The organism is Natrinema marinum, assembly GCF_024296685.1.
Taxonomy (GTDB): Archaea; Halobacteriota; Halobacteria; order Halobacteriales; family Natrialbaceae; genus Natrinema; species Natrinema marinum.
The window spans coordinates 2,487,367-2,497,450 of record NZ_CP100763.1 but is presented as its reverse complement, the minus strand read 5'-3'; the positions used below and the strand labels follow the sequence as shown (position 1 = coordinate 2,497,450).

The following is a 10,084-nucleotide window of genomic DNA, read 5'->3' as shown; positions in this document are numbered from 1 at the left end:
TCGATCACCCTCCGTTGCCGCCGACTCGGGTCACGGCTACGCCCCCGACTCGACGTCCGGTTCGACTTCCCGTTTCGTCTCGTGGATCTCCTGGAGCTTCATGATGTACGTGTAGCTGTCGGCGTGATCCTCCGCGGTCAGTTCGTCCGGCGTCGTTCCCGGATCGACGTGGATGTCGAGATCCGGGCCACTGAGCACTGCCTCGAGCTGTTCTTTGACCCCGTCGTCGATCCAGCCGATCTCGGCGTAGTACGAGATCGCCCGCAGCGTCGCCGCCGGTCCAGCCGTCCGCACCAGTTCGGTCAGCCACTCGAAGACGATGATGTCCGTCGCGTACGTGTCCGCGAGCGTCTCGAGGGTCACGTCCGAGCCGTCGTCTGCGTCACTCGCATCGCCCCCGTCGTCCGTGTCGGGGCCGTCGACGTTCTCGGTCGCCTGCACTTCCACGCGGGTATCGTCGTCTCCGTCGTCAGTCCTGCCGATGTCGTCCTCGTCGAACGTGATCCGCTCGCCGCCACCGCTTCCGTCGGCCTGTGCGGCCGCCGCGTCTTCGATGACGCCCTTCAGATCGTCGAACGACACCGTCTCCTCGCTGCTCGATCGCTTCGAGTCCTCGAGGCCGAGTTCCGCCTGCGTGCCGCCGTCGGCCGCCGGTTCGTCCTCGCCGAAGACGCCGAACCCCTTCCGTTCCTCACCGTCGCCGGTGAACGGGTTCACGTCGTCGGTCAACATATCGTAGACGCCGAGCAGCTGGCGGACCGTGTCGTTCATCTCTTCGACTTGGTCCGCGACCTGCTGTTGGGAGTCGCGTACCGTGCCAAGCGTCGACTCCTTCTCCTCGAGTTCCTCCTCGAGTTCCTCGAGTCGGTAGTAGAGGTCGTCGAGGTCGTCCTCGTCGGTGGCTCCCGATCCGCGGCCGAAGAAGCCGCCACCGCCTCCGCTGCCGCCCCCGGTATCGTCCTCGACGGCTCCCGCGTCGGCCGTCGTTTCGGCCGTCGTCGATCCAGTGTCATCGCGTGCCTGCGCGTCGGCCGTCGCAGCGTCGCCTGCGGGTTCGTCGGGTTGCTGTTGTCGGCGCTGCTCGCGCTCGCGGCCCCGGCGGCCGCCGCTGGCACTGAGGAAGTCTTCGATGAGGTCGCGCAGGGAGTCGAGTCCGAAATCCATCTTACCTCCGCGGACGCGTCAGTCGGCTCGTCGCCGATCGCCGAGTGCAGCGGTGGTGGCGGTCCCCATCGGACGATGCGGTCATGCTACTCCCCTGTAGCGAGAGCGGTCCTAAAGGTGTACGCTCGAGTTCGTCCGCCGAATCGGTCCGTGTTTCGAGTCGTGAGTCGAGGCTCGATACGCCGACTGAAGTGATACTGAGCTTGATACTCCGACTATCCCTTGTGGCGGCTGGGGTACATCCCCAGAATCTGTGATGCCACACACCTCGTCACGCGCCGGCCTTCGACGGGACGCCACCGGTGTCCCGTCGCCACGCCCACGGTGGGAGCGACGGGTTCGGCCCGTCGAGCCGGCGGGGAGCGTCCGCGCGGACGGCTCGTGTCGCGACGCAGCTGGCACGATGCGGGCGAGGACGGCATACAGGGTGTACACACAATGTTCGAAGCAATAACAGACTACGATACCGACGACCGCGGGCAGGTCGGGATCGGGACGCTCATCGTGTTCATCGCGATGGTCCTGGTCGCGGCGATTGCGGCAGGCGTACTGATCAACACGGCTGGTGTCTTGCAGAGCCAGGCGTCCGACACCGGTTCCGAGACGCAGGAAGCCGTCGCGAATCAGGTCGAAGTCGTCCACGCGAGTGGTACCGTTTCCGGTGATTACGTCGACAAGGTCAATATGACGATCATGAAATCGGCGGGTTCCGAAGCGATCGACCTGTCGGCTATGACCGTCCAGTACACGAGCGACAAAGACGACGTGACACTTACGTACAACAGCACTGCGACGCCGGCGTCGCTCTCGAGCGGAACGACGTTCGCGACCGAGAACATCACCGGTGCCGGTGACAGTAGCGAACTGCTCAACACCGACGACCGCGTCAAACTCGCTATCGACGTCGCGACGATCAACGGCGGAAACGGGCTCGAAGGTGGCGGTAGTGCGTCCGTCTCGCTGGTCGACCAGTCCGGTGCGCAGTTCACCTACGGCATCAGCGTCCCGTCTACATTCGGTGACAAGCAGGTCGTGGAGGTCTAACACTGATGTTCGAAAAACTTCAAGTCTCCGATGACGACCGCGGGCAGGTCGGAATCGGGACGCTCATCGTGTTCATCGCGATGGTCCTGGTCGCGGCGATTGCGGCAGGCGTGCTGATCAACACGGCTGGTGTCTTGCAGAGCCAGGCGTCCGACACCGGCTCCGAGACGCAGGAAGCCGTCGCGAACCAGGTCGAAGTCGTCCACGCGAGTGGGAACGTCAGCGGTGACTACGTCGACAAGGTCAACATGACGATCATGAAGTCGGCCGGGTCAAACGCGATCGACCTGTCCTCGCTGACGGTACAGTATACCAGCGACGACGCTGACGTGACACTAGTTTACGACAACGGTGGCGACAGCGTCGCCGGAGCGAGCGCGACGGAGTTCGCAACCGAGAACATCACCGGAGCCGGAAGCAGCACCGAACTGCTGAACACTGACGACCGCGTCAAACTCGGTATCAACGTCTCCGCGATCGAGACGAACGGACTCGAGGGCGGAGAGGGTGCGACCGTCAAGCTCATCGACCAGTCCGGTGCGCAGTTCAGCTACGGCGTGACCGTGCCGTCGACCTTCGGTGACAAAGAGGTCGTCTCGGTCTAACGCCACCTCCACCTATAACCAACCACTGCTATGACCTCCGATTCCATTGAGCACGACGACGGCGTTCTCGTCCCCGACGACTTGCGGTTAGAAGACGACCGCGTCGACGAACTGGGCGAGAATCGCTTTCTCGTTCGCTCGGAGGAATCCGGACCGAATCGCACGGCGAACTCGGCGGCCCTCGAGGCCGCGGCCACCCCTCCAGCGGGCGATCGGCCCGCCGGAGACGGCCGCGGCGAGGGTGACGATCACGCACGCACACACCGCGCCGATCACGCACTCGCCGACGCGTCCGAACCGCATGGGGTCGATATCACACTGAAGACCGACGGGGAACTCGCACACCACCGCGCGACGTCGAACGACGTCCGCGAAGTGTTCGTGGACCTCCTGACCTGGTACGCCGGCCAGCTCGACGACGACATGTCGCCGAGCGAAGCGCTGCAGGTCATGCTGGCCGCGTCCGATCTCGAGGTCTGACTCGTCGGCCGCTTCACGAACGACAGGGAGTACCACGGCGTTCATTTTTCGACACTCGATTGCCAGCGATAGCCACGGTCGACCGCGGACTCGCGGACAAGCGCGGACGCGAATACAGTCCTTTTTCCACCTCGAGCGCCAATCCGCCGGTATGAGCAACCCACGCGAAGAGTTTCTGGCGGGCGAGCGCCCCGAGGATGTCGCGCTGTTTCTGGCCGATTCGTACGTCTCCGACGACCGACTCGAGCAGTTCGGCGACCGAGTCGACGACGGGATACTGATCGTCGTCGACGGCGAGAGCGGTCGAAGCGCCTTTCAGGCCGCGACCGGCACCGGCGCGATGGAGTTCGCCAAGTCGGCGATGAGCACGGAGGGCGACATCGACGACGCCCTGACTACCGGGCAGTGTCCGGAGGCCGACGGCGAGGGTCACGCGGTGCAGTTCATCTTCGCGTTCGCCGAGGAACAGAACGAAGAGGTCGGCGGCATCTACGCCGAGGGGGATGTCGTCCACGCCTACGCGCAGTGTACCTGCGGGACGGCGTACTCGGACCGGTGGAACGCAGGCGACGCGCCCGAGGCGTAATTCCGCCGCTTTTGGGTCGTCGGTTGCGCGTCGTTTTCGGTCGTCTTCGCACCGCGACCGGCACCTGTCGGCCATCGACCTTTGACGCTCGAGGACGTAGCGGGATCGATGAGCTCGACCGAAACCCCGTACGAGACCGGCAGCGGGGTCGGTCTCTCGAGTCGGGACGCACGCGTGATCGGCGGCGCGAGCGCGCTGATGGCGATCAACGTGGCGGTGATGTACGTCCTCGTCGCGACGCCGCTCGCGACGATCAACGACTACCTGTTCTCGGTGCCGATCATCGGTGCGGTCGTCTACGGCGCGGCGATCATGGCCGGCCAACTCGTCGCCGAACGAGGCGTCCGGGGCGGCGATACGGGGATCGCGTTCGTCGGGATGGTTCTCTTGCAACTGGCGTTCGGTATCTTCGGGGCCGGCGTGTTGCGCTTCGCCCCTCGAGCGGCCCAGTTGACGATCCTCCTCGTGACGGCGGTCGTCGTGGCCGTGCTGACCGCCGCTATCGCGGCCTACGTCTACGCGCGGTCGAAGACGTTCGAGCACTGGGGGTCGTACGCTAACTACGCGTTCATCGGCGGCCTCGTCGCGATTCTCGTCGGGACGTTCGTCCCGCCGGTGTTGCTCCTCGGCTTCGTGCTGATCTTTCTTGGATTCCTGTTGCGGCTGGGCTGGGAAATCTGGAAGGTGCGCGATCAGCGGACCGCGTCGGTCGCCTTGCAGACGATCGGCGTCTACATCGCCGTCGCCGGCGTCTTCGTTCACGTCTTACAGCTCGTGTTGCGCTACTTCGCGTCGCGACAGTGATTGTCGTCCGCTCGATCGGATGTGATACACGGAGGCAATGCTGGAATCAGAGCATGCGTTAGCTGGTCCCCGTGGATCGAACGGGATACTCGCGAACGATCGTGTACAGAATATAGCGTGCTCTTGCTATCGCGGCAACACGGGATTTCCACGCCCTCCCCAACCGATTCGCTCACTCACTCCGTTCGCGCGCTCATCCCTCGAACGGAGTCGTTCCGCGGTTCGTCGTGCGCTCACGGCGTCGCCGTTCGCGTTTCGAGGTGCTCGCACGGCTCGCGCCTCGCTCGCCTCACCGCGGCCTAGCGCGCGCCACCGCCGCCGGGTACCCGTCTTTAGTTGTCGCCCGCGTCGCTCTCGGCGTCCTCGTCGGCTTCTTCGACGACATCACGGAACGCATCGAGGATGACCCGCTTCGTCACGGCGCCGCGGGTCGTCCAGTGGTTCGCGTAGTCGAGCATGTCGTCGTAGATGTCGGGTTTGCAGCCGGCGGCCTTCGGGTGGCCGCCGCCGTTTACTTTCCCCGCGACCTCGTGGCAGCGGTCGAACTCGTCGGTGCCGCGGATGGAGGCCGAGCCGGCGGGTTTGACGATTACCGAGGCATCGGCACCCTGCTCGCGCATGGCCTCTGCGACCTCGTTTTGCGAACAGCGGCCGTAGGTGATGCCCACCGTGTAGCCGCCGATCTCGCGGAGTTCGGCCCGGCCGACGGCCTGTTCGATGAGCGCCTCTTTCTCGACGCGGCGCTCGGCGATGTACTCGGTGACCCAGTCGGGCAGGTCGACGCCGTACTCGCGGACAACCTCGACGTACTCGGCCGGGTCGGTCCAGTAGGCGTAGTCCGCCAGATCGTCGCTACGCGGGTCCTCGCGCAGCCAGAGATCGTGGTCTCGAGTCACAGCGGCCAGTTCCTCGTACAGCGGGTCGAAGTCGTACTCGAGCGAGCGATAGACCACGTCGGCGGAACACTCCTCGTCGGAGTCGCCGACGACGAGGTCGACGCCGGCCTCGCGGACGGCCGCCGCCACGTCGTCGCCCCACTGGTGGTGGTCGTACCACGCGATCCGGTCGGCGGTCTCGAGCGCCGCGGCGAGTTCGTCTGCGACGTACTCGTATCGGTCGGGCGCGAGGTCGCAGACGAAGAGATCGATCCCCTCGTCGCCGTACTCGGCGACGCGCGCCAGCGCGTCTTCCACGTCGTGGGGGCTGGCAGGGACGAGCGCGACGGTGTGCGGCGTCGGTTCGGGCTCCTCGAGCGGAGCGTCGGCCTCGCCAGCCGGGAGGACGTTCTCCGCATCCGCGTCGTCCGTCGCGTCGGCGACCGGCTCCGATTGGGCGTCGGCGTCGCTCTCTTCGGCCTCGTCGGGCTCCGGAATGTTCTGCACGTCACCGTAGGCCTCCCGGATGAGGGCCACACAGGCCAGCCCGTCAGCGTCCGGGTCCGCGATGACGGCGGCCTCGGCCCCCTCGAGCGCGGCTTCGGTCTGCTGGTCCTCCAGGTCTTCCTCGAGCGTGTCGGGCAGGAAGAAGCCGGTTCCCGGCAGCACGGATTTGCGGGCGAGAGGGAGATCGCCGCTCTCGATGAGTTCGTCGTACATGCTCCCTGCTGCGTGACCGGCGGGGAAGTAATCGCCGGTATCGCGAGCCCGAACGGCGGCGCGGATGCGTCGGGGCGAGCGCTCCCGAGCCGTCGATCGCAGTCAGGCGTCCGCGGCCGTCTCGGTCCCGTCGTCGCCCGTTGGATCGAGTTGCCGAACCGTCAGCACGGGGACCGGCGAGGTGCGGACGATCCGCTCGGCGACGCTGCCGAGCAGGAGGCGGTTCTCGCCATGGCGGCCGCGGGTGCCGGTCGCGATCGCGTCGGCGTCGACATCGCGGGCATACTCGCAGGTCTCGACGGCCGGGTGCCCCTTGCGGACCGCCGTCGTCACGTCCCGCTGTGCGCGATTCTCGACGGTGGCGAGCGCGGCGTCGGCGGTCGTCTCGAGGGCGGTCTCGAGTTCGTCCCGGAGCTGCTGGGGCGAGGCGTCGACCTCGCTGGCGTCGATCACCGAGAGCGCGTGGACTTCGGCGTCGAATCGGCCGGCGAGGTCGAGGGCGACGTCGACGGCCCGTTTCACGCTGTCTGAGCCGTCGGTTGCGATCACGACCGTATCGAACATACTCGGACGTTCATCCGTGATTGCTTAAATATCACCGTTCAGCCCGTGGGTGGGCTGGCGACCTCGCTTCTCTTGGGCGTGGGGTGGCTTTTTTGTGACGGGCCGCCCACTGCCGCGTATGGACGCCAGCGAGCCGTTTACCGTCGACACCGTTCTCGCGCCGGTCGACGGAAGCGACGAGTCAGCCACCGCCGTCGAGTACGCCGTCGCCGTCGCCGACCGCTACGACGCCGCCGTCCACGCGCTGTTCATCCTCGGACGCGGCGTCGTCTACGGACTGGACGCCGGCACCGTGGACGAAGCCGACGTCGCGGAGAACACGCAGGGCTTTTTCGCCGACATCGGCGAGGTCGCCACCGAGGCCGACGTGCCGCTGGCCACCTCCGTCGACGACGGCTTCTCGCGGACGCGGAAGACGCGCCACCCCGGGAACGTCGTCCTCGACACCGCCGACGCCGTCGAAGCCGACTTCATCGTCCTCCCGCGAGAGCCCGTCACCGGCACCGAGGCGGAGGTCTTGGAGCAGGCCGCCGAGTACGTCCTCTCCTACGCGAGCCAGCCCGTGCTGTCGGTGTGATCGTCACCAGAGAACGCGCTACCGGTCGAACCGGCGGTCACCGGTCGCCGTCGGCCTCGAGCAGGATCGCCATCTCCTGTTCGAAGCTCTCGGTCCCGGTCGACTCGAAGCCGACCCGCTTGTAGAGGGCGATCGCCGGGTTGTTCCACCGCTCGACGGTCAGCCAGACGTGGGTGATGCCGACCTCGCTCGCGTGGCCCAGCAAGTTCTCGAGCAACACCGTGCCGATCCCGGCCCGCTGGTAGGCCTGCAGGACGAAGATGGCGAGTTCCCACTCGATGTCTCCGTTGTGTTCGATCGCGGACGGATCGTCGGTGTCGGGGACCAACATCGCGTGCGCGACGACGTTGCCGTCGTGGCGAGCGACGACGTTGACGCTGTGGTCGCCGATGGCCTCGAGCCAGTTGCGGATGCGGGCTTCGCCGGTCGGGGGAATCCCCTGTGCCCGGTCGGTCGGGTCGAACTCGGTGTACATCGTGACGATGTCCTCGAGCGTCTCATCGGTGAACCCTGCCGGTGACTGGATCTCGATCGATCGCCCCTCGCGGTCCTCGACCGTCGTCGTCGGCGAGGGGAAGGGGCCGGACGGTTCGTCGGGATACTGGCGCGAACCCGCCATCGTTATCGCACCAGTTTGACCGTCGTCGGGGCGTTCAACAGGACGAACTCGGTGATCGGCCCGAGCTGGATCTTCCCCATCGGGCTCAGGGTGCCGCCGCCGATGACGAGCTGGTCGTACTCGCCCTGTTCGGCGTAGTTGACCAGCGCGCTTCCCGGATCGCCCTCGAGCGTTTCGACGGTGACGTCGTCGAGGCCGGCGTCCTCGAGTTCGTCGACCGCCTCCCGGTACATCTCGTCTTGCGAGCGTTTCGACTCGGGCTTGTCGACGACGACGATGGTGAGGTCGTCACCGACCTCACTCGTCCGCTCGATGGTCCGTCGCAGCGTCTTCACCGACTCGTCGCTGCCGCCGAGACCCAGCAACACGTTCATACGGGTGAGTGTGAGCCGATGGACGAAAACGGTTGTGCCATTCGGGTGGGGCGCGGTCCCAGCGGTCGCCGTGGCACAACGACTCAGCGTCTGTGGAACGCTATCGCATACGCTGCGCATGACGACGCTGTTAAGAACGTGTGGCGAATAGGTTCACGGAATGAGTGACGCGGCGCTCGATGTCGTGGAGTTTCTGCTCACGACGAGCGTGTATTCGGATGACCGGACGCTAGACGAGAACGATCTTCCGCCGTCGTTCCGCCGGGTCTTCTGGACCGGCGGCGTCGACGACGAGAGCGGGGGCGCCAATGGGGGGACCGGCGGAAGCAACCGGAAGCCGGCCGGTATCAGTCGCCCGCTGTCTGTCACGACGAGCACCGCACGCGAGGCGACCGGCGTCGACCGGCCGTGGGAGGCCGTCTCCGACCTGATGTTCACCGAGCGCGACGAGTTCTCCGGGACGATCACCCTCGCCCAGCAAGGGATGGCCGAGGAGTGGTACGCCGAACGCGTCGACGACGAGCGCCTGCTCGCGAACCCGACGCTGGCGAAACACTTCGAGCGCCACGACGACTACGAGTTCGCCGCCACCCACGAGGAGGCCCGCGATCAAAATCGGCCGATTCAGGCCGACCGCGTCTGGATCGACGGCCTGCTCAGCGAGTACTTCGACGAGGAGGAAGACGAGGAGATGCTCGACCTCGTCGAGGTCCGTGCGCCCGAAGAGGTCGAGACGACGCTCGACGATCTGGTCCTCACCCGGGACCAGGAGAACGAACTCGACAAGATCTCGAAGGCGATCGAACACCGGGAGTATCTCTCCGATATCGGCCTGCGCGAGATCGGCAAGCTGCTGTTCGTCGGGCCGCCGGGGACCGGAAAGACCTCGACTGCACAGGCGCTGGCCCAGGACATGGACCTGCCGTTCGTCGAGGTCAAGCTCTCGATGATCACCTCGCAGTACCTCGGCGAGACGGCCAAAAACGTCGACAAAACCTTCGAGGTCGCCAAGCGACTCTCGCCGTGTATCCTCTTTATCGACGAGTTCGATTTCGTCGCCAAAACCCGGCGCAGCGACGAACACGCCGCCCTCAAGCGCGCGGTCAACACCCTGCTCAAGAGCATCGACAACGTCTCGCTCATCGAGGACGACGTCTTGCTCATCGGCGCGACGAACCACCCCGACCAACTCGACGACGCCGCCTGGCGACGCTTCGACGAGATCATCAACTTCCCCAAACCCGACTACGACATGCGGGCGGACATCCTCACGGTCATCACCCAGCAGATGCAGATCGAGGAGTTCGACCCCCACCTCATCGCCGACGTGACCGAGGGACTGACCGGCAGCGACCTCCGAATGGTGCTTCGCGAAGCCGTCCTCGAGGCGCTGACCGAGGATCGCACCGAACTCACCCAGGAAGACCTGCTCAACGCCGTCGAGGAGTTCGAGGAGCGCGACACCCTGAAGAACATGGACATGATGGGCGGCGACCACGACGCGCTCGTCGCCGGCGGCGACCTCGGTGACGCCGCCAGCGACGGTGGTGAGCCGAGCAACGCGAGGCGATCCTCGTCGGACGAGTCCGACGCCGGTGAGCCGAGCGACCGCTCGCACGATCACGATCACGACCACGACCACGATCACTGATTCTGCCGCCGCCGCTCGAGG

General features: G+C 65.9%; 12 protein-coding genes. 7 read left to right on the top strand and 5 right to left on the bottom strand.

From position 1 onward, the window contains the following. Positions 1-36: 36 nt before the first annotated feature. Entirely contained in the window at positions 37-1,164 is a 1,128-nt protein-coding gene (locus NKH51_RS12435) for a FlaD/FlaE family flagellar protein (RefSeq protein WP_254762003.1), read from the bottom strand. A 438-nt stretch (positions 1,165-1,602) separates the two neighbouring features. Here NKH51_RS12435 and NKH51_RS12430 point away from each other — a divergent pair, with 438 nt between their 5' ends. The 5 genes from NKH51_RS12430 to NKH51_RS12410 all read left to right on the top strand — a co-directional run bounded on the left by NKH51_RS12430 (position 1,603) and on the right by NKH51_RS12410 (position 4,683). Beyond that, complete coding sequence (locus tag NKH51_RS12430) at positions 1,603-2,208, top strand: archaellin/type IV pilin N-terminal domain-containing protein (protein ID WP_254762002.1); 606 nt, start codon at positions 1,603-1,605, stop codon at positions 2,206-2,208. Between the two features lie 5 nt (positions 2,209-2,213). Further along, a complete protein-coding gene (locus tag NKH51_RS12425) occupies positions 2,214-2,813 on the top strand; it encodes an archaellin/type IV pilin N-terminal domain-containing protein (RefSeq protein ID WP_254762001.1) in 600 nt (199 codons plus the stop codon). A 30-nt stretch (positions 2,814-2,843) separates the two neighbouring features. Further along, a complete protein-coding gene (locus NKH51_RS12420) occupies positions 2,844-3,293 on the top strand; it encodes a DUF7500 family protein (protein WP_254762000.1) in 450 nt (149 codons plus the stop codon). Positions 3,294-3,444: 151 nt separating this feature from the next. Then, positions 3,445-3,879 (top strand): DUF5807 family protein, encoded by a 435-nt coding sequence (locus tag NKH51_RS12415; RefSeq protein WP_254761999.1) that lies wholly within the window; start codon positions 3,445-3,447, stop codon positions 3,877-3,879. Between the two features lie 108 nt (positions 3,880-3,987). Further along, positions 3,988-4,683 (top strand): hypothetical protein, encoded by a 696-nt coding sequence (locus NKH51_RS12410; RefSeq protein WP_254761998.1) that lies wholly within the window; start codon positions 3,988-3,990, stop codon positions 4,681-4,683. A 332-nt stretch (positions 4,684-5,015) separates the two neighbouring features. Here the strand turns inward: NKH51_RS12410 and NKH51_RS12405 are convergent, their stop codons facing one another. Together NKH51_RS12405 and NKH51_RS12400 are read right to left on the bottom strand one after the other, a co-directional pair. Continuing rightward, a complete protein-coding gene (locus NKH51_RS12405) occupies positions 5,016-6,278 on the bottom strand; it encodes a DHH family phosphoesterase (protein WP_254761997.1) in 1,263 nt (420 codons plus the stop codon). A 102-nt stretch (positions 6,279-6,380) separates the two neighbouring features. Next, on the bottom strand, positions 6,381-6,842 hold the full coding sequence (locus NKH51_RS12400; protein ID WP_254761996.1) for a universal stress protein: 462 nt from the start codon (positions 6,840-6,842) through the stop codon (positions 6,381-6,383). Positions 6,843-6,960: 118 nt separating this feature from the next. On the opposite strand from NKH51_RS12400, the gene NKH51_RS12395 reads away from it, so the two are divergent. Beyond that, positions 6,961-7,419 carry a universal stress protein gene (locus NKH51_RS12395; RefSeq protein ID WP_254761995.1) on the top strand — a complete coding sequence of 153 codons (459 nt, stop codon included), beginning with the start codon at positions 6,961-6,963 and terminating at the stop codon, positions 7,417-7,419. Between the two features lie 37 nt (positions 7,420-7,456). On the opposite strand, the gene NKH51_RS12390 is transcribed toward NKH51_RS12395, so the two are convergent. Together NKH51_RS12390 and NKH51_RS12385 are read right to left on the bottom strand one after the other, a co-directional pair. Beyond that, positions 7,457-8,038, bottom strand: a complete 582-nt coding sequence (locus NKH51_RS12390; RefSeq protein ID WP_254761994.1) for a GNAT family N-acetyltransferase — start codon at positions 8,036-8,038, stop codon at positions 7,457-7,459. 2 nt (positions 8,039-8,040) lie between these two features. Further along, a complete protein-coding gene (locus NKH51_RS12385; RefSeq protein ID WP_254761993.1) occupies positions 8,041-8,412 on the bottom strand; it encodes a universal stress protein in 372 nt (123 codons plus the stop codon). Between the two features lie 160 nt (positions 8,413-8,572). On the opposite strand from NKH51_RS12385, the gene NKH51_RS12380 reads away from it, so the two are divergent. Beyond that, positions 8,573-10,063 carry an ATP-binding protein gene (locus NKH51_RS12380; protein ID WP_254761992.1) on the top strand — a complete coding sequence of 497 codons (1,491 nt, stop codon included), beginning with the start codon at positions 8,573-8,575 and terminating at the stop codon, positions 10,061-10,063. The last annotated feature ends 21 nt before the right edge of the window (positions 10,064-10,084 follow it).

What these genes read in the sequence shown, in the direction of transcription:
- NKH51_RS12420 (WP_254762000.1), top strand. Translation starts at nt 2,844, where the DNA reads ATGACCTCCGATTCCATTGAGCACGACGACGGCGTTCTCGTCCCCGAC.
- NKH51_RS12405 (WP_254761997.1), bottom strand. Translation starts at nt 6,278, where the DNA reads ATGTACGACGAACTCATCGAGAGCGGCGATCTCCCTCTCGCCCGCAAA.
- NKH51_RS12430 (WP_254762002.1), top strand. Translation starts at nt 1,603, where the DNA reads ATGTTCGAAGCAATAACAGACTACGATACCGACGACCGCGGGCAGGTC.
- NKH51_RS12390 (WP_254761994.1), bottom strand. Translation starts at nt 8,038, where the DNA reads ATGGCGGGTTCGCGCCAGTATCCCGACGAACCGTCCGGCCCCTTCCCC.
- NKH51_RS12425 (WP_254762001.1), top strand. Translation starts at nt 2,214, where the DNA reads ATGTTCGAAAAACTTCAAGTCTCCGATGACGACCGCGGGCAGGTCGGA.
- NKH51_RS12415 (WP_254761999.1), top strand. Translation starts at nt 3,445, where the DNA reads ATGAGCAACCCACGCGAAGAGTTTCTGGCGGGCGAGCGCCCCGAGGAT.
- NKH51_RS12435 (WP_254762003.1), bottom strand. Translation starts at nt 1,164, where the DNA reads ATGGATTTCGGACTCGACTCCCTGCGCGACCTCATCGAAGACTTCCTC.
- NKH51_RS12380 (WP_254761992.1), top strand. Translation starts at nt 8,573, where the DNA reads ATGAGTGACGCGGCGCTCGATGTCGTGGAGTTTCTGCTCACGACGAGC.
- NKH51_RS12410 (WP_254761998.1), top strand. Translation starts at nt 3,988, where the DNA reads ATGAGCTCGACCGAAACCCCGTACGAGACCGGCAGCGGGGTCGGTCTC.
- NKH51_RS12385 (WP_254761993.1), bottom strand. Translation starts at nt 8,412, where the DNA reads ATGAACGTGTTGCTGGGTCTCGGCGGCAGCGACGAGTCGGTGAAGACG.
- NKH51_RS12395 (WP_254761995.1), top strand. Translation starts at nt 6,961, where the DNA reads ATGGACGCCAGCGAGCCGTTTACCGTCGACACCGTTCTCGCGCCGGTC.
- NKH51_RS12400 (WP_254761996.1), bottom strand. Translation starts at nt 6,842, where the DNA reads ATGTTCGATACGGTCGTGATCGCAACCGACGGCTCAGACAGCGTGAAA.